Source organism: Aeromonas sp. PS2Canimalfood6 (assembly GCF_048276795.1).
Classification (GTDB): domain Bacteria; phylum Pseudomonadota; class Gammaproteobacteria; order Enterobacterales; family Aeromonadaceae; genus Aeromonas; species Aeromonas caviae.
In genome coordinates this window covers 173,375-194,289 of record NZ_JBLUXC010000001.1, presented here as the reverse complement: position 1 = coordinate 194,289, position 20,915 = coordinate 173,375, and the positions used below count along the sequence as shown (strand labels likewise).

Genomic DNA, 20,915 nt, shown 5'->3' with positions numbered 1-20,915 from the left:
ACCATGACGACAGAGCATAACCCCTATTTGCAATTCACCCGCGAACAATGGGCGTTATTGCGCGATGCGGTCCCCCTGACCCTGACCGAGCACGATCTGCAGACCCTGCGCGGGATCAACGAGAAGGTGTCATTGCGGGAAGTGGAAGAGATCTATCTGCCCCTCTCCCGTCTCCTCAATCTCTACGTCAAGGCCAAGCAGCGCCGCAGCCGGGTGCTGGAGCAGTTTCTCGGTCAGTCCCGCGGCAAGGGCACCTATATCATCAGCATCGCCGGCAGCGTGGCGGGGGGAAAGAGCACCACGGCCCGTATCCTTCAGGCACTGCTGGAGCGCTGGCCGGAGCACCCCAGGGTGGAGCTGGTCACCACCGACGGCTTCCTGTTTCCCAACAAGGAGCTGGAAGCCCGTGGCCTGATGCGCCGCAAGGGGTTCCCCGAGTCTTATGACATCCGCCATCTGGTGGAGTTTGTCGCCAATATCCGCGCCGGCCACGAGAAGGTCGAGGCCCCCGTCTACTCCCACCTCATCTATGACATCCTGCCCGACGAGAAGAAGGTGGTGGAACAGCCGGACATCCTGATCCTGGAGGGGCTCAATGTGCTGCAAAGCGGCATGGACTATCCCCAGGACCCCCATCGCGTGTTCGTGTCGGACTTCGTCGACTTCTCCATCTATGTGGATGCTGACGCCGAGCTGCTGCGCACCTGGTACATCGATCGTTTTCTCAAATTCCGCAGCGGCGCCTTCTCGGATCCCGACTCCTATTTCCACCACTACGCCAAGCTGGCCGAGAGCGAGGCGACCGAGATCGCCAACAACATCTGGCAGGATATCAACTACCTGAACCTGCAAGAGAACATCTTGCCGACCCGGGAGCGGGCCAACCTCATCCTCACCAAGGGCAATGAGCACGCCATCGAGCAGATCAAGCTGCGCAAGTGACCACTGTCGCAGTGCATACATGGAAGAGGGGGCCCGCAGGCCCCCTCTTCCATTCAGTCGTCATGAGCGTATGGGTTCAGTCCCCCCGCCGCAGGGAGAGCTCCCCTCCCAGATAGAGCTTGAGCCCCTCTTCCGTCTCCAGACGCAGGGCTCCGCGTTCGTCGATCCCCCGGGCAATCCCGCGGATCACCTGCTCTCCCATCAGCAGCTTCACCGGCTGGCCGGCGAAGTGGTCGAGCCGGTTCCAGCTCTCGACGAAACTCGCCAGTCCCGTCTGTTCGAAGGTCTGCATGGCCTGCTGCAGGTGCAGCAGCACGCAGGCGGCCAGCTCGTTGCGATCCACCAGCTCGGGCTGGATATGGCGCAGCTCGGACCAGGCCTGATCGATCTTCTCCCCCTCCCGACTCGGCATCGCCAGATTGAGGCCGACCCCGATCACCAGATGGCAGCTGGCACCCGCACTGCCACTCATCTCCACCAGGATGCCCGCCAGCTTGCGGCCCTGGTAATAGAGGTCGTTCGGCCACTTGAGCTCCACCCCGGGATAACCGAGGGACTCCAGCGCCTCGACCACCGCCACGCCGACCGCAAGACTCAGTCCCATGGCGGCCGCCATGCCCTGCTCAAGCCGCCAGTACATGCTCAGGATCAGCTGGCAACCGAAGGGAGAAACCCAGGGTTTGCCACGACGTCCCCGCCCGGCGGTCTGGCACTCGGCCAGACAGCTTTCGCCGGAGCTCAGGGTGTTGACCCGCTCCAGCAGGTACTGGTTGGTGGAGTCGATGACAGGGAAGCAGTGCACCGGTGCCATCGGTGCCTCTGCCTGCAGCCACCCCTCGTGATAGAGGGCCATGGGCACCGCCAGCCGATAGCCCTTGCCGGTCAGGCTGAAGAGATCCAGCCCCAGATCCTTGAGTGCGGCCATGTGCTTGCTCACCGCCGCCCGGCTGATGCCAAGGCGCTCGCCCAGCTGCTCGCCGGAATGAAACTGGCCGTCGCTGAGCAGGGTGATCAGGGTCTGTCTGACGGGGGTCAGGGTCATGCCAGTACCTCGTCGAGCCAGGTTTCACCGCTGCGCCCCATGAAGCGCACCTCGTGTTCCAGCACCACACCGAACTGGTGCTCCACGCTGTCGCGGACATGGGCCGCCAGCGCGATGAGCTCCATGGCGCTGGCGCCCCCCAGATTGACCAGCACCAGCGCCTGCTCCTGATGCACGGCGGCACGACCGATGGCAAACCCCTTGAGACCGCACTGATCGATGAGCCAGCCAGCCGCCAGCTTGGCCTGCCCTTCTGCCGCAGGGTAGCAGGGCATCTGCGGGTATTGCTGTTTCAGGGTCTCGGCCAGGGCGGCGGGCACCACAGGGTTTTTGAAGAAACTGCCCGCGTTGCCCAGCACCGCCGGATCCGGCAGCTTGGCCATGCGGGTGGCACAGACGGTGTCGAAAATGGCCTGTGGCGAAGGGGCATCCCCCAGCGCCGCCAGCGGGCCATAGCCGGCGACCGGGCGCCATGCCTTGGGCAGGCGCAGACCGACGGCGATGATGAAGTGGGAATCCTGATAGTCGTGCTTGAAGATGCTGTCACGGTAACCGAATCGGCAGTCGGCCGCCGCGATGCGCTCAACCTCGCCACTCTGCCAGTTGAACGCCTCCACGTAGGCACAGACGCTGGCCAGCTCGACCCCGTAGGCACCGATGTTCTGTACCGGGGCCGCCCCGACCGTCCCGGGAATGAGTGCCAGATTCTCCAGCCCGTGCCAGCCCTGTTGCAGGGCGTGACATACCAGCTCGTGCCAGTTTTCACCTGCCGCCACGTGTAGCAGCCAGTGCTCGGACTCCTCTTGCAGCGTGATCCCTTTCAGGCCGTTGTGGACCACCAGACCGGCAAAGTCATCGCAGAACAGGATGTTGCTTCCTCCTCCCAGCACCAGGCGCGGCAAGGTGGCCAACTCCGGGTTGGTCCGCAGTTGCGCGAGATCATCCGGCCGGGTCACATCGGCCAGCCAGAGGCAGTGTGCGTCCAGGCCCATAGTATTGAGGGTCGACAGGGAGGCGTGGGGGGTGAGTTTCATCTGTGTGTTCCGACAAGGACAAGGGCGCAGTTTACCCCAGATCCCCCGGGACAAAAAACCCGGACACTTTTCGGACTCAGGGCTCTGGAGTAGAGTAACCCCTTCATCCCGCTGAGGAAGCATGCATGAACAATCAATTCGCCGTCATCGGCCTGGGCCTGTTTGGCAGCGCCTTGTGCGAAGAGTTGCAGCGCCAGAATGCCGAGGTACTGGCCATCGACATCGACGAGAGCAAGACCCGCCAGATAGCCACCCTCTGCAACCACGTCATCGTGGCCGATGCCACCGACGAGGCCACGGTCGCCGAACTGGGCCTGGCGAATTTCGACATCGTCTTTGTCGCCATCGGCGACAACCTGGAGACCAGCATCCTGACCACGCTGGTGCTGAAAGAGGCGGGCGTGAAGAAGGTCTGGGTCAAGGCCCGCGACAAGTTCCACGCCAAGATCCTGCAGAAGGTGGGCGCGGACAAGGTGATCAACCCGGAGTGGGACATGGGCCGCCGGGTAGCCCAGAGCATGCTGGACAACCGGCTGTTCGACTACCTGGAGCTGGGTCACGACATGGTGCTGACCGAGTTCGTGATCGGCTTGCAGCAAAACACCCGCACCCTGGCCGACTTGCGCCTGCTGCAGCAAAGCGATTTCCAGCTGTTGGCCATCAAGCGGGGTGAGGTGCTGCACAACGTCCTGACCGGCAAGATGGAGCTGCAACTCGGTGACATCCTGATCCTGGCCGGCAACAAGCACGCCATCGATCACTGGCTCGACACCCTATGATCAACTGGCGCAGCAACTACGCCTTCACCCTGCATCGGGAAGACAACTCCCGCTGGAGCGAGGCCAAGCTCATCCTGGGCAGTTTCCTCATCATCCTGCTGGTCGGCACCCTGTTTCTGGTCCAGCCCTCCAGCCACAAGGGTGAGGTCACCGTCATCAACGCCCTGTTCACCGCCACGTCAGCCATCAGCGTGACCGGCCTCGGGGTGGTGGATACCGGCACCGCCTTCACCCTGCAGGGGCAGATCATCCTGTTGATATTGATGGAGATTGGCGGTCTCGGCCAGATGACCATGACACTGCTGCTCATCGCCATGTTCAGCAAGCGGGTCGGGCTGCGCCAACAGGTGCTGGCCAAGGAGGCGCTGGGCCAGGAGGGGTCCGTCAACATCGTCCAGCTGGTGAAGCGCATCGTCCTGTTCGCCCTGATTGCCCAGCTGATCGGCACCGCCATCATGGCCATTCGCTGGGTGCCCGACATGGGCTGGGGCCACGGCCTCTACGTCAGCTTCTTCCACGCGGTGTCGGCCTTCAACAACGCCGGCTTCTCGCTGTTTGCCAACAACCTCATGGACTACCGGGATGACCCCCTCATCAGCCTGACCATACCGGCCCTGCTGATCCTGGGGGGGGTAGGCTTCACCGTCATCGTCGACCTGGTGCGCAACCGCCGCTGGCGCAAGCTGAAACTGCACAGCAAGCTGATGCTGCTGATGACCCCTGCCCTGCTGCTGCTGGGGACCCTGATGTTCTGGCTGCTGGAGCACAACAACCCTGGCACCCTGGGCAACGCCTCCTTCGGGAGCCAGTGGCTGGCAGCCTTCTTCCAGTCGGCCACCGCGCGCACGGCGGGCTTCAACACGGTGGATATCGGCCAGATGGTACCGGCCTCCCTGCTGTTCATGATGATGCTGATGTTCATCGGTGCCGGGGCAACCTCGACCGGGGGCGGTATCAAGGTCACCACCTTTGCCGTCGTCCTGCTGGCGACCCGGGCGTTTCTGACCAAGCGCCCCCATGTCACCGCCTTCGGCCGCACCCTGTCACCCCAGATAGTGACCCGTTCCCTGGCCATCATCATCGTCAGTACCATGGTGCTGATGCTGGCGATGTTCCTGCTGATGCTCACGGAGTCGCAACCCTTCGACAAGATCATGTTCGAGACCATCTCGGCCTTTGCCACCGTGGGTCTGTCCACAGGCATCACCGCCTCACTGAGCGAACCGGGCAAACTGATCCTGGTGCTGGTGATGATCTGCGGCCGTCTGGGGCCCCTCACCCTGGCGATCATGCTGGCCCGCCCGGTGGAGACCCGCATCCGTTATCCGGAAGAGAGCGTCTACACGGGGTAAGCCGCTCCACCCATGCAAAGAGGGGCCACTGGCCCCTCTTCTTATTTTTATGTGATCACGGCGCGCGCCAGCCTCAGGCAGCCTTGCCCCTGGTCGTCCCCTTGCCGGGGCTCTTTCCAGGGCTCTTCCCCGCACGAGCACTCTTGCCTGTGCTCGTGCGGGGGCGTGCGGCGGTGGACGCAGTCCGCTTGCGGCGGGCAAAGCGGTGCTTGCTGTCACCGGGCGCCGCCTTGGGCAGCGCGCTGAAGCTGGCGCCGGAATCCTGCCGCGCCCCCTCGATCAGGCCGTTGAGCTGCTCGGTGAGCGGCCCCATGAACTGCTGGTAGCTGCCGTGACGTTCGGCGATCTGACCCAGACTCTGCTCCCACAGTGCCGTCATGTCCGGTGTCGTGGCGGTCGTGGGCAGCGCCTGGACCAGGGCTCGCCCGGTCGGGGTGGCCTTGATGCTCTTGCCCTGGCGCACCAGGAAGCGGCGCTTGAACAGCAGATCGATGATCCCGGCCCGGGTCGCCTCGGTGCCCAGACCGTCGGTCTCCCGCAGGGTCTTACGGATCTCGGGATCCTGCACATAACGGGCGATGCCGGTCATGGCGGCCAGCAGGGTGGCATCGGTAAACGGCTTGGGGGGCTGGGTCATCTTCTCCAGCAGTTCCCCCCGCTCGCACAGCAGTTCCTCCCCCTCTTTCAGGGCAGGCAGGGTTCCCGCCTCCTCCTCGTCATCCTCTTCCACTCCGAGCAGCGCCTTCCAGCCCGCCTTGAGGATGCGGCGCGCCTTGGCCTGGAACAGCCCTCCGGCGATGCGCAGCAACACCTTGCTGTCGTTGTACTCGAACGGCGGGTAGAACTGCAGCAGATACTGGCGGGCAATCAGGCCGTACAGCTTCGCCTCGTCGGCCCCCAGGCTCGCCTCGTTCCCCCTCTTCTCGGTGGGAATGATGGCGTGGTGGGCATCCACCTTGCTGTCGTTCCACGCCTTGCTGCGGATCCTGCCATCCGCTTCGGCGACCGCCCTGGCCAGCGCAGGGGCCGTGCTGGCGATGGCCTCCCGCACCTGGCCGGCCCGGTTGAAGTGCTCGCTCGGCAGATGGCGGCTGTCGGATCTGGGATAGGTGATGAGCTTGTGCCGCTCGTAGAGGCTCTGGCAGATATCCAGCACCCGCTTGGCATCCATGCCAAAGCGCTTGGCAGCGTCGATCTGCAGGCTGGAGAGGTTGTAGGGGAGCGGCGCCGCCTGCTTGCGCGCCTGCTCCTCCACCGCCTCCACCCGGGCAGGTTGCCCCTGGATCCGCTCCACCACCTTGGCGGCCAGCGCCCGGTTGAGCACCCGTCCCTCCTCATCCTGCCAGCGCAGGCAGGCCTCCGATGGCAGCCACCTGGCGGTGAAGCGTTCGTTGCCCTGGGTCAGCAGATGGGCCATCACCTCGTAGAACGGCTTGGGAACGAAGGCCTCGATCTCGAGATCCCGGCGCACCACCAGACCGAGCAAGGGGGTCTGTACCCGGCCCACCGACAGCAGTTCGCTGCAACCCCCCTTGCGGCCAAGCAGGGTATAGGCCCGGGTCATGTTGATGCCATAGAGCCAGTCGGCACGGCTACGGGCCAGCGCTGACACCGCCAGCGGCACGAACTCCTTGTTGTCCCTGAGCTTGTCGAGGGCGCGGCGCACGGCGGGGGGATTGAGATCGCTGATGAGGCAGCGCTGAACCGGTTTGGTCTTGGGATAGCCGAGAAAGTCGATCACCTCGTCCACCAGCAGTTGCCCTTCCCTGTCCGGGTCACCGGCGTTGACCACGCAGTCCGCCTGCTTGATGAGCCCCTTGATGACGGCCAGCTGGGCCTTGGTCTTGGGTTTGGCCACCAGCTGCCACTGGGTCGGGACAATGGGAAGGGATTCCATGCGCCACTGCTTGTAGGCGGCATCGTAGGCATCGGGCTCGGCCTGCTCCAGCAGGTGGCCGATGCACCAGGTCACCACGTCTCCCTGCGCCGTCTCGATGAAACCATCCCCCTTCTTGTGCGGTTTGGGGAGGACATCGGCGATGGCGCGGCCAAGGCTGGGTTTCTCGGCGATAAAGAGTCGCATGATGGATACACCTGAATACTGTATATGTGAACAGTATACAATCCTCTCGCCACAAACCCCAAGCCCCGGGGTGGCCTACTGCCTCCTCACCCCGGCTTGGGCATCGCTCTCACCACAGCGCATCCCGCTCCCGCTGTATGGGAAAAATGCGATTTAAATTCAAGAAATCATGCCAAAACAAATAACAAAACCAAAAACTAATTATATGACGAAATAAAAACCATGACCGAGGTCAACCCATCGAATCTTGGGACTACTACTATATTGGTAATACCCGAATTCGAAGGACACCGTCACCATGCTTGGAAAACTGTTGAGAAAGACCTGGTTCTGGCTTCTGCTGCTCGGGGCCCTGCTGGGGGTCGCTGCACTGGGCGTCACCGTCACCGTGCTGCACAAGACCAGCTCCACCGAGTTCTGCGTCTCCTGCCACTCCATGCAGACCCCCCTCGCCGAATATCAGGGCAGTGTCCACTTCCAGAACGTGAAGGGGATCCGCGCCGAGTGCGCCGACTGCCACATCCCCAGTGAACCCGCCGCCTATCTCTGGACCAAGATCCGCGCCGTGAAAGACATCTATCACGAGGCGATCGGCACCCTCGACACCCCGGAGAAATACGAGGCCCACAAGCTGCGCATGGCCCAGACCGTGTGGGATCAGCTCAAAGCCAATGACTCCGCCACCTGTCGCAGCTGCCACAGCTACGCGGCGATGGATATCCTGGCCCAGCGCCCCAATGCCCGTGCCGAGCACCCGGTCGCCATCAAGGAGGGTCAGACCTGCATCGACTGCCACCGCGGCGTCGCCCACATCATGCCGGACATGAGCGGCCTGGCTGCCGCCGGTGCCAGCGAACTGGCCGCCGCCGCGGCCCAGACCCCGGCCACCGTCACCACCCGCTATGCCATCGCCACCACCCCGCTCTATCTGGATGCCGGCGCCAAGACTGACGAAGGCACTCTGATGCCCTCCACCCAGGTGGAAGTGCTGGCCAACGACAACGGCCGCGCCCAGGTGCGCATCGACGGCTGGCAACAGGACGGTGTGAGCGAGGTGTTCTACGCCGCCCCCGGCAAACGGATCCTGAGCGTGCTGGTCGGCGAAGCCGCCAGAAAAGCCCTCGTGACCGGCAAGAGCGAGACCGACAGCGCCACCAACCTCACCTGGCATCAGGTCAGCCTGACCGCCTGGGTCGATCAGAGCCAGCTCATCGGCGATCAGGGCAAGCTGTGGAAATACGCCTCCACCCTGATGTCCAACAACTGCACCGGCTGTCACGGCCTCACCGCGCTGGATCACTTCAACGCCAATCAGTGGATCGGCGTCATCAAGGGGATGGAGTCCCGTACCTCCCTCACCCCGGAGCAGGCGCGCATGCTCACCCAATACGTGCAGAAACACGCCAGCGACATGAGCGCGGCCCATTAAGGCAGGAACAGAGGACTCTCCCATGACTTTTTTCAATGACCAACAGACCAACCTCTCCCGCCGTACTCTGCTCAAGGGGCTGGGGGCCTGTGCCGCCCTGCCCCTGCTGGCTGGTCTCTTCCCGAAAAGCGCCCTGGCCAAGGCCGTCAGCACGGCCCTTGAACAGTTCCCCACCCTGGTGCCCGCCCAGAAAGGCATCCTGACCGGCGCCCACTGGGGGGCCTTCGAGGCCATCGTCTCCGAGGGCCGCATGGTGCGGGTCCAGCCGGTGGCCGATGACCCAGCGCCGAATGACCTCATCGACATGGCACCGTTCCAGGTCCACGCCAAGAACCGCATCAAGTACCCCATGGTGCGCAAGAGCTGGCTGGAGCACGGCCCGGGTGCCAGACCGGAGCTGCGCGGTGCCGACGAGTGGGTGCGAGTGAGCTGGGAGAAGGCCACCGAACTGGTGGCCGGCGAGATCCAGCGCGTCCAGTCTGATTTCGGCCCGCAGGCGATCCACGCCGGATCCTACGGCTGGAAGAGCGTGGGCATGTTCCACAACAGCCGCACCCTTCTGCACCGCCTGATGAACCTGGCCGGGGGTTTCACCGGCTATGCCGGTGACTACTCCACCGGCGCGGCCCAGGTGATCATGTCCCACGTGATGGGCTCCATCGAGGTGTACGAGCAGCAGACCGCCTGGCCCAACGTGGTGGAACACGCCGAACTGGTGGTGCTCTGGGGGGTCAACGCCCAGGTGACCCTGAAGAACAGCTGGAACATGCCGGATCACGAGGGGCAGGCCGGCTTCAAGGCGCTGAAAGAGAAAGGCACCCGGGTCATCAGCATCGACCCCGTCTACAACGAGACCGCCAAGCTGGTCGGCGCCGAGTGGATTGCCCCGAACGCCTATACCGACGTGGCCATGATGTTGGGTGTCGCTCACACCCTCTACAGCGAGAAGAAGCACGATCAGGCCTTCCTCGATCGCTACACCGTCGGCTTCGACACCTTCCTCGCCTACCTGCTCGGCAAGGATGACGGTCAGCCCAAGAGCGCCGAGTGGGCGAGCGCCATCTGCGGCGTCGAGGCCAAGGTGATTCGCCAGCTGGCCCTCGACATGGCCGCCAAGCGCACCATGATCATGGCCGGTTGGGGCATGCAGCGTCAGCACCACGGGGAGCAGCCGAACTGGATGCTGGTCACTCTGGCCTCCATGCTGGGCCAGATCGGCCTGCCGGGGGGCGGCTACGGCTTCAGCTACCACTACTCCTCCGGTGGCAGCCCCAGCGCCAAGGGCGGCATTCTGGCGGGTATCTCCGCCGGCAATGCCCCGAAGAACAGCCCGGCCCCCATCCCGGTGGCCCGCATCGCCGACTGTCTCGCCAACCCGGGCAAGACCATCGACTTCAACGGCCGCAAGGTGACCTATCCGGACATCAAGCTGGTCTACGTGGCGGGCGGCAACCCCTTCCACCACCATCAGGACACCAACAACCTGCTGCAGGCGTGGCGCAAACCGCAGACCGTGATCGTTCACGAGCCTTACTGGACCGCTACCGCCAAGCACGCCGATATCGTGCTGCCGGTCACCACCAGCTACGAGCGCAATGATCTGGAGATGGGGGGCGACTACTCCCAGCGCTATGTGTTCCCGATGCACCAGTGCGTGCCGCCCCAGTTTGAAGCCCGCAACGACTTCGACATCTTCAGCGCCATCGCCGCCAAGCTGGGTGTGCAGGAGCAGTACACCGAAGGGAAGGACGAGATGCTGTGGCTCAAGCAGATGTACGACGGCATGGCGGCGCAGGCCCGTGGCGCCCGTGTGGCGCTGCCGCCGTTCAACATGTTCTGGGAGTCCAACAACTACATCCGCTTCCCGATCCCGGAGGCCAACCGCCAGTGGATCCGTCACGCCGATTTTCGCGAGAACCCGCTGCTCAACCCGCTCGGTACCCCGTCCGGCAAGATCGAGATCTTCTCCAACACGGTGGCGGGGATGGGTTATGCCGACTGCGCCGGTCATCCCAAGTGGTATGAGCCCAAGGAGTGGGTGAAGAGCGAGGTGGCGGCGCGCTATCCGCTGTCGCTCAACACCTCCCACCCGACCCAGCGGTTGCACTCCCAGCTCGACAACACCCCGCTGCGGGACAAGTTCGCCATCGCCGATCGGGAGGCGATCCTGATCCATCCGGACGACGCCAAGGCGCGCGGCATCCAGGATGGCGATCTGGTGCGGGCCTTCAACGAGCGCGGCCAGATCCTGGTGGGGGCCCTGATCTCCGCCGATATCCGGCCCGGGGTAGTGCGGGTGTGTGAAGGGGCCTGGTACGATCCGGCCAAGCCGGGGGAAGCGGGCAGCATCTGCAAGAACGGCAACGTCAACTGCCTCACCTTCGACGAGGGTTCGTCCAGTCTGGCCCAGGGCAACTGCGGCCACATGGCCCAATTGCAGATAGAGAAGTATATCGGGCCAGTGCTCGCCAACACGGCGCACGAGGTACCGGCCAACGGCTGAGTAGAGGACTGAGCAACAAAAACGGCGCCATCAAGGCGCCGTTTTCTTATCGCAGTTTGTGGTGTGGCTCAGAAGTCTCCTTCCACCATGTACTCTTCGGCGCACTCCGCCAGCTGGGGCCAGAGATCTTCCGGCACCCAGGCCTCGGGGTCATCCTCGTCACCGTCATATTGGCTCCAGAAGAAGGCTCGCAGCCCGCTTGCGAAGTCGTCGCTCAACTCCGCCAGTTCGGAGAGGGGCCCCAGCCAGGCAATGCGGCGCAGGCCGGAGGCGAGATCGTTGATGGCATCCATCAGGGTGCGATCATCCAGGCTCTGCTCCACCAGCAGGGTGAAGCGCTCGCGGGCGCTCTCGGTCTGCTCCTCGTCCAGCTCGCCCACGTCGGCCAGCAGGTCGACAAAATCCTCCAGCAGGAACTGGATCAGGGCATCCCTGTCCTCGAACCACTGGATCTGGGCCCCCTTAGTGCCCAGCACCGAGGCATCGAACGAATCATCGAGATGGCACAAAGCCCAAGGATCGTCAGTCATTGCTACCCTTCCTACACCTGAAACAAGAGACGTATCTTATGCCGGGTGCCGCACCCTTGCCAGCACGGCGGCACAAAAGGGGCCCCCCGACGGGGCCCCCCGTCACTCGACCCTGGCCACCTTGGGCAGGGAGAGGGAAGCGGCGAGCCCCCCCAGCTCGGCCCGCCCCATGATGAGGCTGCCACGGTAAGCCTCCGCCAGGTCTGACACTATGTTGAGACCGAGCCCGGAACCCGGCACCTTCTCGTCGAGGCGCACCCCCCGCAGCACCGCCTTGGCGATCTGATCCTCGCTCATGCCGGGGCCGTCGTCCTCGATGCGCAGGGTGATCCAGCCCCCCAGCTCGGCACTGGAGATGCGCAGCTCGCTGGCGGACCACTTGAAGGCGTTCTCCAGCAGGTTGCCCACCATCTCGTCGAAGTCCTGCTCCTCCACCCCGACCGCCAGATTGACCGGCACCTGCAAGTCCACCGTCTTGCCGGGATAGAGGCGGGAGAAGGCGCGGCAGATGTACTCCACCCGGGCCCGCACCGGGGTCGACACCCCGAGGATCTTGGCGGCGCCGGTCACCCGCGCCTTGCCGAGGTGGTAGTCGATGTGGCGCTGGATCTGGTCGAGCTGCTCGCCGAGGGCGGCCTGATCCTCCGGCGGCAACTGGGTCACCTGGTTGCGCATGATGCTGAGCGGCGTCTTGAGGGCGTGGGCCAGGTTGCCGGTGTGGGAGCGGGCCCGCTGCAGCAGCTCGCCATAGTGGTGCAGCAGGCGGTTGATGTCCTCCACCAGCGGCTGGATCTCCAGGGGGTAGCGAAGCCGGAACCCCTCCTGATGACCCTGATGGACGCGGCTCAGCTCGCGGCGCAGCAAGTGCAGCGGGCGCAGGCCGTAGAGGATCTGGAACATGAAGCCGAGCACCAGGCCGGTGGCGGCGAAGCCGAGGCCGAGGAACAGGCTGATGCGGGTCTTCTTCAGGGTCTGGGTCAGGGCGCTGCTGTCCTTGGCCATCACCAGGGTGAAGACCCGATCAGACCCCGGCAGCAGCACGGTACGGGTCATGATGAGCAGGGGCTCCTTGTTGGGCCCTTTGCCGACAAAGAGATCCGGATCGCCGAAGGCCGACTTCAGGCCGTGGGCGCTCAAATGGGCATCCCACAGGGAGCGGGAGCGACTGACCACCGTCTCCCCCAGCTCCAGTTGCCAGTAGTAGCCGGAGTAGGGCTGGCGATAACGGGGGTCGGCCATGGGCTCGGTGACCACCGGCATGCCGTCCGGCTGGATCTCGAGGCGGGAGAGCAGATCGTAGAGCTGCAGGCGCAGGCCATCGGCCTCCGCCTCCTGCCAGTAGTTGCGCATCATGGTCTGCAGGCTGAAGCCGGTGGCGAACAGGAAGAGACCGCACCAGACCATGGCGATCACCACCAGCCGACCTCGCAGGGTGCGTACCAGCCTCATTCAACCCACCCCGCCATCGGTTGCGAGGATGTCATTCGTTGATCCGGTAGCCGAGGCCGCGCACCGTCTCGATGAGATCGGCGTGGGTCTTCTTGCGAATGCGGCCGATGAACACCTCCACGGTGTTGGAGTCGCGATCGAAATCCTGGGCATAGATGTGGTCGATCAGCTCGCTGCGGGACACCACCTTGCCCCTGTGCTGCATCAGGTAGCCCAGCACCCGGAACTCGTGGGCGGTGAGCTTGATGGGGGTCCCCTCGTACCACACCTGGGAAGCCGCCATGTCGAGACGCACGCCACCGATCTCGAGGATGGAGCTGGCGTTCCCCGCCGCCCGGCGCACCAGCGCCTGCACCCTCGCCACCAGCTCCGCCACCTGGAAGGGCTTGGTGAGGTAGTCGTCCGCCCCGGCGTTGAGCCCTTCAATCTTCTCGTGCAACTGGCCACGGGCGGTCAGCACCAGCACCGGGGTGTCCATCCCCTTGCTGCGCCACTCCTTCAGTACGCTCAGGCCGTCGCGACCGGGCAGGCCGAGATCCAGGATGATGGCGTCATAGGGTTCGGTCTCGCCGAGAAAGCCCGCCTCATTGCCATCGTGGCAGAGATCGGTGACGAAACCGGACAGACGCAGCTGTTCCGCCAGCTGGCCCGCGAGGATCTTTTCATCTTCAACTATCAGAATGCGCATACATGGGTATCCAAAACAGGGTTGTGCCGGCACCGGCAACGGTTGGGGGGACGAACCGGATGACGGTAGGTTCGCGGACTCACGCCGTTACTCCTTACTCCTCTTCCGGGGGCGGGCGCGGAGCGAACAGGCGCTCCAGATGGTGACCCTTGAGCCACACCATCTCCAGATTGTCAGCCCGATAGCCCACCTTGATGACGCTGTTCTCCTCGTCGATGAGCCTGAGCTCGTAGAGCCAGACGCCATCCTCCTCACCCAGATCGACGCGCAGCACGCGCACCGGCAGGCGGGAGGCCACCTCCATCAACACATGAAACGGGCGGACCCGCCCCTCGCTGACCGCCTGTTGCAGCAAGGCCTCGTTCGGCTGGGCCGCCTGAACCAGCATCGGCAGCAGCAATCCAAGCAGGGGCAGCGCGCTATTCATGGGTGATTCATCTCTCAAAACCTAACATAATGCCGTTTATAGTGTGCCAGCCATGAATCCGGAATGAATATGATCCCACGCAGTATCCTGCTGATCTTGTGCCTCTTTTCCACCTTTGGCTGGGCGGCGCAGACACGTCTCGACATGGCCGGACTGGTCAAGTTGTTGCTGGCACAAGGTTATCACGACATTCGAGAAGTGGAGCTGGAAGGGGACAAATTCGAGGTCGATACCCTGAATGCCGACGATCAGCGCGTCCAGTTGCAGGTCGATGCCAACACCGGCGAGATCACCAAAAAAGAGGCCGAATAGGCCTCTTTTGCTATGGGCGTGACGGCTGTTGCGCCGCCCCCCTCCCGGCTACTTGCGCTCGCCTGCGCCAGGGGCGCAGCAGCTTTTCCCGACGGGGCCACAGCAGGGCGCAGGCCAGCACCAGATAGATGAGAGGCTCCTGCCACCCGCTCTTGACCGACCACCAGTAGTGTACCGGCACCAGCAGAGCCACCCCGTAGATCCAGTTGTGCAGCTTCTGCCAGACAGGCCCCATGCGCCGCAACAGGGCCGGGATCGAGGTGATGCCGAGCGCCAGCAACAGTAGCAGCGCCACCATGCCCACCACTATGTAGCTGCGCTTCACCAGCTCGCCGCCAATCAGCCCCCAGTCGAACTGCAGATCCAGCCCCAGCCAGACCATGAAGTGCAGGGACGCCCAGGCGGCGCACCAGAGCCCGAGGGGGCGACGCAACTTGATGAGCTGCCCCTGGCGCCAGCGCTTGGCGAGCGGCGACACCAGCAGGGTCAGCAACAGCAGGTGGAGGGCCCCCTTGCCAAGGTAATGGGTCAGCCCCTGGACCGGATCTCCCCCCAGCAGCCCGGCTGGCACGGCATAGCCCAGCCAGAGCAGAAAGCCGAGCGAACCAAGGTGCACCAGCGCCCGCAAGCCGTTGACATGGGCTGTTTTCAGTCTCGGCATCATATTGCAGTTCCCGTCATGTTTTTCCCGCTTCTCATCCCCTCTCCCACCAGGGGAGAAGGGGGCAAGAGATCAGTCGGACAGCGCGTCAGTCTCAATACCATTTACGCAGATCCATCCCCTGATAGAGGGACGCCACCTCGTCGCCGTAGCCATTGAACATCAGGGTCGGCTGGCGCTTGGCCCCGAAGATACCCCCCTCGCCGATGAAACGCTCGCTCGCCTGGCTCCAGCGCGGGTGATCCACGCTCGGGTTGACGTTGGCGTAGAAGCCATATTCGTTGGGGGCCAGCAGGTTCCAGGTGGTGGGGGGCATCTCCTCCACCAGGCGGATGGAGACGATGCTCTTGATGCTCTTGAAGCCGTACTTCCAGGGCACCACCAGCCGGATGGGAGCCCCGTTCTGGGCGGGCAGGGTCTTGCCATAGAGCCCCATGGCGAGGAAGGAGAGGGGGTGCATGGCCTCGTCGAGGCGCAAGCCCTCCACATAGGGATAATCGATGCCGCCCCCCAGGGCACGGGAGGCCTGCCCCGGCAACTGTTCCGGATCATAGAGCGTCTCGAAGGCCACGAACTTGGCGCGACTGGTGGGCTCGGCACGGCGGATCAGATCCGCCAGCGCAATGCCGCTCCAGGGCAGCACCATGGACCAGGCCTCCACGCAGCGCAGCCGATAGATGCGCTCCTCCAGCGTGCTTTTGTTGATGAGATCCCACACATCCAGGGTGAAGGGTTTGGCTACCTCCCCTTCCACCTTCAGGGTCCAGGGCTCGGGCTTGAGGTAATGGCCGTTGCGGGCCGGATCCCCCTTGTCGGTCCCCAGCTCGTAGAAATTGTTGTGGGTGGTGGCCTTCTCCTCCGGGGTGAGGATCAATCCCTCTGGCCGGGTCGCGGCACGGATGTTGAGGGGTCTGGTGGGGGCCACGGGGGCCTGCTTGTCCGATGCGAAGAGATCCAGCAGGCTGGCCTTCACCGGAAACGCCAGGGTGGCGGCACCGACGCCCAGGCCCAGCCCTTTCAGGATGCGGCGACGATCCTGATAGACGGTTTCCGGCGTGACATCCTGCTCTGTGGGATGATGAGAAGTACGGCGCTTGATCAACATGAAAAAACTCCCGGGACGATGAGGTTGACAACCATAAGACCCGCCCCGGCCAAGTTTTATTTCACACAGAATTACATGAGTTGGTAAAGGGGCAGTGCCTTGGCCATGGTACCGGCCAGGAAGAGCACTACGAACACCAGCAGAGGAACGATCACGTTTGGCACCATCAGACTCACTCCATGAGCAGGACAGGGCCTCTAACTATGGAACAAGGTCTGCGGCGTCTCCAATGAATTTTTTTCGCGAGCGCAAGCGTATTCCAGAGTTGCAAAGAGTGATCGGGATCACACACAATCCGGCCCCCGCTTGCTGCCGCTCTACCGCGGAGTAGGCTGCCTCCTTTTCCGGATTCAACCACTGAGAGTCACGCCATGAGCCCACTGTTCGCCATCGCCATCACGACCGGGATCCTCTCCGCCGTCTGGGGTGGACTGGCCGCCGCACTCGGTCTCATCTCCTGGGTCGGCTTCCTCGGCTGCACCAGCTACTTCGCCTCGAGTGGCGGTTACAAGGCGCTGTTGCAGACCCTGCTGTGCAACACCACCGGCATGCTGTGGGCACTCCTGCTGATCCACGGGGAGACCTGGTGGGGAGCCGGCATGGCGGGTTATCTGATGACAGGGGTGGTGGCCACCCTGATGTGCGTGCAGGCCAGGCAGCAGTGGCTCGCCTACATTCCCGGCACCTTCGCCGGGTGCTGTGCCACCTTCGGCGCCGCAGGCGAGTGGCGGCTCATTCTGCCCTCCCTCATCATCGGCGCCCTGTTTGGCTATCTGATGAAGGCGAGCGGCCTCTGGCTCTCCCAGAAGACCCTCTCCACCGGCGGCGTCAGCGACCCGGCATAAGCCTGAGCCTGAGCCTGAGCCTGAGCCTGAGCCTGGCAAGGTAACCGATTCGGTCGGAAACCAGAGGGGCGGGGGGGGGGGGGGGGGGGGGGGGGGGGGGGGGGGGGGGGGGGGGGGGGCGGGGGGGGGCGGCCGGCGCGGGGGGGGGGGGAGAAGAGGGGTAGGGGTGGGGCGGGGGGGCGGCCCCCCCCCCCGCCGCCCGCCGGCGCGCCGCGCCCTCCCCCTCGCGTCCTCCTGCCTCCCCCCCCCCCCCCCCCCCCCCCCCCCCCCCCCCCCCCCCCCCCCCCCCCGCCCCTCTGTCATTTATCCCTTCGACTTGAAATTTGCCGCCTCGATGCCGTGCCGATTCAATAGCTTGTAGAAGTCGGTGCGGTTTCGCCCCGCCATGTTGGCCGCCAGGGTCACGTTCCCCTCCGTGGTGCGCAGCAGCCGGATCAGATACTCCTTCTCGAACTCGGCCCGCGCCTCGTTGAACGAGGGAATACCGCCACCGCCGCCACTCAGGGCCGACTCCACCATCGCCGCGCCTATCACCGGGCTGCAGCAGAGGCTGGCGAGCTGCTCCACCACCCCGCAGAGCTGGCGCACGTTGCCCGGCCAGGCCGCGGCGGCCAGCAGGGCCAGCGCCTCCGGCGAGAAGCCGAGGGCGGCGCAATCGGGGTGACGGTTGCGGTAATCGTCCAGCGCCTGACGGGCCAGCAGGGGGATGTCCTCGCTGCGGGCGCTCAGCGGCGGCAGGGTGATGTTGGCCACGTTGAGGCGGTAGAAGAGATCCTCGCGAAAACGCCCCTCTTCCATGGCGGTCACCAGATCCTGATGGCTGGAGCTGATGACCCGCACCTCGGGGGTACCCTGACCATACTCCGCCAGCACCTGGAGCAACTTGGCCTGGAGTGACTCCGACAGATCCCCTATCTCGTCGAGGAAGAGGGTGCCGCCTTTGGCCTCGGCAAACAGGCCGGACTGGCCATCCTCGCCAAACAGCTGCAAGTCCAGCACGGGCCAGGGCAGAGCCGCACAGTTGATGGTATGCAGCGGCTTGTCGCGGCGGTGGCTGGCCTGGTGCAGCGCCTGGGTCATCACCCCCTTGCCGGCGCCGGAGGGGCCCAGGATCAGCACGGGCACGTCCATGGTGGCGATGCTGCTCGCCTGGATCAGCAACTGCTCCATCTGCGGGTTGCGGGTCTGGATGAGGGACTGCCACTCCTGCTGCTGCTTCGGACGGGTCAGGCTGAGAGCATGTTCTATGGTGACCAGCAGCTCGTCCTTGTCGATGGGCTTGGTGAGGAAGCTGAACACCCCGGAGCGGGTCGCCTGGATGGCGTCGGGAATGGTGCCGTGGGCGGTCATGATGATCACCGGCATGCCGAGCCACTGGGACTGGATCCGCTCGAACAGCGCCAGCCCGTCCATGCCCCCCATGCGCAGATCGCTCAGCACCAGGTCGGCCCGTTGCTGGCGCAGCCTGTCCAGCGCTCCTTCGGCGCTGTCGGCGGTATCCACCTCGTAACCCTGGCTGCGCAGGCGCATGCTCATCAGCTTGAGCAGGCTGGCATCATCGTCCACCAGCAGAATACGGCTCATGCTCTCACCCCCTCTTGGCGAAAAACGCGGTCATTGCGGCGCGGTCCGGAGCTGTCATGGCTGACCTCCCCCATTGAGCTTACGCTGGTTGAGCTGCTCGTCGATGGCGGAGAGCTGCTCTATCTGCTGGCGTAGACGCTTCACCTCCTGACTCTGATCGTCGCGGCGGCTGTCTCGCACCAGCAGCTCCTCCCCGAGGGCGATCCAGCTGCGCAGGAAGGCCTGGGCATCGAGACCGAGCTCCGGCAACAGAGCTTTCAGCTGATCCAGCCCGGCCCGGCGGCTGGCCACCGATTCGGACGGGTGGGTGTTGACCATGGCCAGGCTGACCCGGCTCTCGAGGTCGGTGGCGCCGGCCAGTCGCTGGCGCTCCTGCATCCGCTGCTGGGGATGGCTGGCCAGCAGCCAGTCCGAGTATTGCAGGCGCACCTGCATCTCCTTGTTGGCAAACTCCATCCGCCTGGCGATCGCCTCCTGGGAAGGCTCGGTGAGGCTGGTAGAAGGCAGCAGGGAACAGCCAGCGAGCAGGCCCATCATCAATACGGGAATCACAAATCGTTTCATCTTGAATGTCACTTCAGATCCTGGTGGGGAACAGGCACCTGCCCGCTCCTCTCAATATTCGGTGTCAAGGCGCCACCCGCACCTGCGGGGTCGCCGCCACGCCCGTCAGCTCGGGCGCACGTTCAAATCCAGCCGGAAACAGACATCCGCCTGGGCATCCTCGATCAGCCTGAGCTCACCGCCCAGACTCATGGCAGACTCACGGGCAATGGAGAGGCCCATGCCGGAGCCTTTCAGCAATCCCTGGCGCACTATGCTGCCCTGCTCAAAGGGCTCGAAGATGCGCTCCCGTTCGTCTGGCGGGATGACAGGCCCTTCGTTGGCCACCTCCAGCCAGCCGCCGCCCGCTCCCGCCCCGGCGCGGATCCAGATCTGTCCGCCCCTGGCGCCATAGCTGACCGCGTTGGAAAAGAGATTGTCGAGGATGAGTCGCAGGCGGTAGGGCTCTGCCCGCAGGCTGATGGGCTCGGGCGGCAAGTGTACACTGATTTGCTTGGATTCCAGCGCGAGCCGGTACTCTTCGGACAAGTCTGACAACAAGGGCGCCAGGGGCACCTCGGACAGGGTGAACACCTCCTGCTGGCTGAGGCGATTGAAGTCGAGCAGCCGCTCGATCAGGGTCTGCAGACGGCGGCTGTTCTCCTCCAGCATCTGGCAGATCTCCTGCTGATCCCCGTTGAGGGGCCCCACCAGCTGCTCCGAGAGCAGATCAGCCCCCTCCCGCAGCACGGCAAGGGGGGTTTTCAGCTCGTGGGATACGTGGCGCAGGAACTGGTATTTCTGCTGTTCCAGCTCCTTGAGCTTGTCGTGCAGCCAGCTGATCCGCTCCCCCAGCAGCACCAGTTCGGCCGGGCCATCCACCGGGCGCTGATCCGGCTCGACGCCTGCGCCCAGACTCAGGATCCGCGACTCAATCTGACGTACCGGGTGGATGATGAGGTAGGTAAAGAGCAACACCAGCAGCAGGCTGAGCCCGACCACGAAGCCGCTGACCCACCAGATCTGCTGTTTCAGCTCCACGATGGCGCCCCGCATGCGGGTCACGTGATCATCCACCTGGCTGCGGGTGACCACTTCCAGTTGCTGGTTCAGTTCGTTGAAGTCGGTGAAACGGGGGCTGGTCGCCTCCTGCCTGGCCTTGCGCAGATCCTGCAGGCCATCGAGCCAGACCAGCGTCGCCTCGAGATCTCCGTAGACCTCGGCATCCGGAATGGAGTCCTGATGGGTCGCGAGCAGTTCCCGGTAGCGCACCAGCTGCTGCCGATAGCTGGCCAGGATGCGGTCATCACCCAGGACCGCATAGCGGCGCAGGGTGCGCTCCAGATCGATGGCCTGAGTGGAGAGCAGCGTCGCCCGGCGAGTGTCCCGCACCGCACGTTCCATCTCGTCGCTGGTGAGCTGGCCCAGGTGGGAGAGAGCCTGACTGTCGTGCCAGATCATGCCCCCCAGGGGCATCAGCACCAGCACGAAGCCCATCAGTACTACCTGGAGCAGGGAGCGGGGCCGAACCTTGGTCATCTTCTGCGGTCTCGATTCGTCATGGGGGAGCCAGCATATCCGCACTGCCCCAAAAAGCAAAACCGGCC

General features: G+C 64.3%; 19 protein-coding genes. 7 read left to right on the top strand and 12 right to left on the bottom strand.

Annotated elements, in window-relative coordinates; all coding sequences use genetic code 11:
- The first annotated feature begins 3 nt into the window (after positions 1–3).
- Positions 4–942: a type I pantothenate kinase gene (gene coaA, locus ACNPAA_RS00880; protein WP_029314861.1), complete on the top strand. Its 939-nt coding sequence runs from the start codon at positions 4–6 to the stop codon at positions 940–942.
- Positions 943–1,018: 76 nt separating this feature from the next.
- On the opposite strand, the gene birA is transcribed toward coaA, so the two are convergent.
- A complete protein-coding gene (birA, locus tag ACNPAA_RS00875) occupies positions 1,019–1,984 on the bottom strand; it encodes a bifunctional biotin--[acetyl-CoA-carboxylase] ligase/biotin operon repressor BirA (RefSeq protein ID WP_319886912.1) in 966 nt (321 codons plus the stop codon).
- Entirely contained in the window at positions 1,981–3,018 is a 1,038-nt protein-coding gene (gene murB, locus ACNPAA_RS00870; RefSeq protein ID WP_319886911.1) for a UDP-N-acetylmuramate dehydrogenase, read from the bottom strand. Before murB ends, birA begins: the two co-directional genes overlap by 4 nt.
- A gap of 125 nt (positions 3,019–3,143) precedes the next feature.
- Here murB and ACNPAA_RS00865 point away from each other — a divergent pair, with 125 nt between their 5' ends.
- Entirely contained in the window at positions 3,144–3,797 is a 654-nt protein-coding gene (locus tag ACNPAA_RS00865; protein WP_010675965.1) for a potassium channel family protein, read from the top strand.
- The gene (locus ACNPAA_RS00860) at positions 3,794–5,149 is read left to right on the top strand and encodes a TrkH family potassium uptake protein (RefSeq protein ID WP_309563046.1); all 1,356 of its coding nucleotides are present in this window, start codon (positions 3,794–3,796) and stop codon (positions 5,147–5,149) included. The genes ACNPAA_RS00865 and ACNPAA_RS00860 overlap by 4 nt, the downstream gene beginning before the upstream one ends.
- A gap of 73 nt (positions 5,150–5,222) precedes the next feature.
- Here ACNPAA_RS00860 and ACNPAA_RS00855 read toward each other — a convergent pair whose 3' ends face one another.
- Positions 5,223–7,232, bottom strand: coding sequence for a DNA topoisomerase III (locus ACNPAA_RS00855; protein WP_417891508.1), 2,010 nt, complete (start codon positions 7,230–7,232; stop codon positions 5,223–5,225).
- Positions 7,233–7,530: 298 nt separating this feature from the next.
- On the opposite strand from ACNPAA_RS00855, the gene ACNPAA_RS00850 reads away from it, so the two are divergent.
- Entirely contained in the window at positions 7,531–8,661 is a 1,131-nt protein-coding gene (locus ACNPAA_RS00850) for a NapC/NirT family cytochrome c (RefSeq protein WP_202016798.1), read from the top strand.
- A gap of 22 nt (positions 8,662–8,683) precedes the next feature.
- Positions 8,684–11,164, top strand: coding sequence for a trimethylamine-N-oxide reductase TorA (gene torA / locus ACNPAA_RS00845; RefSeq protein ID WP_417891507.1), 2,481 nt, complete (start codon positions 8,684–8,686; stop codon positions 11,162–11,164).
- Positions 11,165–11,232: 68 nt separating this feature from the next.
- Here the strand turns inward: torA and ACNPAA_RS00840 are convergent, their stop codons facing one another.
- The 4 genes from ACNPAA_RS00840 to ACNPAA_RS00825 form a co-directional block, all read right to left on the bottom strand.
- Entirely contained in the window at positions 11,233–11,694 is a 462-nt protein-coding gene (locus ACNPAA_RS00840) for a hypothetical protein (RefSeq protein ID WP_043153921.1), read from the bottom strand.
- Between the two features lie 102 nt (positions 11,695–11,796).
- The gene (locus ACNPAA_RS00835) at positions 11,797–13,143 is read right to left on the bottom strand and encodes a sensor histidine kinase (RefSeq protein ID WP_010675971.1); all 1,347 of its coding nucleotides are present in this window, start codon (positions 13,141–13,143) and stop codon (positions 11,797–11,799) included.
- A 31-nt stretch (positions 13,144–13,174) separates the two neighbouring features.
- Complete coding sequence (locus ACNPAA_RS00830; protein ID WP_005332666.1) at positions 13,175–13,831, bottom strand: response regulator transcription factor; 657 nt, start codon at positions 13,829–13,831, stop codon at positions 13,175–13,177.
- A gap of 94 nt (positions 13,832–13,925) precedes the next feature.
- Entirely contained in the window at positions 13,926–14,258 is a 333-nt protein-coding gene (locus ACNPAA_RS00825) for a PepSY domain-containing protein (RefSeq protein WP_210538284.1), read from the bottom strand.
- Positions 14,259–14,321: 63 nt separating this feature from the next.
- Between ACNPAA_RS00825 and ACNPAA_RS00820 the strand changes: the two genes are divergently transcribed.
- Positions 14,322–14,570: a PepSY domain-containing protein gene (locus tag ACNPAA_RS00820; protein ID WP_010675973.1), complete on the top strand. Its 249-nt coding sequence runs from the start codon at positions 14,322–14,324 to the stop codon at positions 14,568–14,570.
- A 10-nt stretch (positions 14,571–14,580) separates the two neighbouring features.
- On the opposite strand, the gene ACNPAA_RS00815 is transcribed toward ACNPAA_RS00820, so the two are convergent.
- Entirely contained in the window at positions 14,581–15,234 is a 654-nt protein-coding gene (locus ACNPAA_RS00815; RefSeq protein WP_417891506.1) for a protein-methionine-sulfoxide reductase heme-binding subunit MsrQ, read from the bottom strand.
- Between the two features lie 91 nt (positions 15,235–15,325).
- On the bottom strand, positions 15,326–16,336 hold the full coding sequence (gene msrP / locus ACNPAA_RS00810) for a protein-methionine-sulfoxide reductase catalytic subunit MsrP (protein ID WP_053288039.1): 1,011 nt from the start codon (positions 16,334–16,336) through the stop codon (positions 15,326–15,328).
- A 371-nt stretch (positions 16,337–16,707) separates the two neighbouring features.
- Between msrP and ACNPAA_RS00805 the strand changes: the two genes are divergently transcribed.
- Complete coding sequence (locus tag ACNPAA_RS00805; protein WP_042014355.1) at positions 16,708–17,181, top strand: DUF1097 domain-containing protein; 474 nt, start codon at positions 16,708–16,710, stop codon at positions 17,179–17,181.
- A 303-nt stretch (positions 17,182–17,484) separates the two neighbouring features.
- Here the strand turns inward: ACNPAA_RS00805 and ACNPAA_RS00800 are convergent, their stop codons facing one another.
- From ACNPAA_RS00800 to ACNPAA_RS00790, 3 genes are all read right to left on the bottom strand, one after another.
- Positions 17,485–18,765, bottom strand: a complete 1,281-nt coding sequence (locus ACNPAA_RS00800) for a sigma 54-interacting transcriptional regulator (protein WP_041214273.1) — start codon at positions 18,763–18,765, stop codon at positions 17,485–17,487.
- A 54-nt stretch (positions 18,766–18,819) separates the two neighbouring features.
- Complete coding sequence (locus tag ACNPAA_RS00795) at positions 18,820–19,329, bottom strand: hypothetical protein (protein WP_053288189.1); 510 nt, start codon at positions 19,327–19,329, stop codon at positions 18,820–18,822.
- A 105-nt stretch (positions 19,330–19,434) separates the two neighbouring features.
- Entirely contained in the window at positions 19,435–20,847 is a 1,413-nt protein-coding gene (locus tag ACNPAA_RS00790; protein WP_045522797.1) for a sensor histidine kinase, read from the bottom strand.
- Positions 20,848–20,915 lie beyond the last annotated feature (68 nt).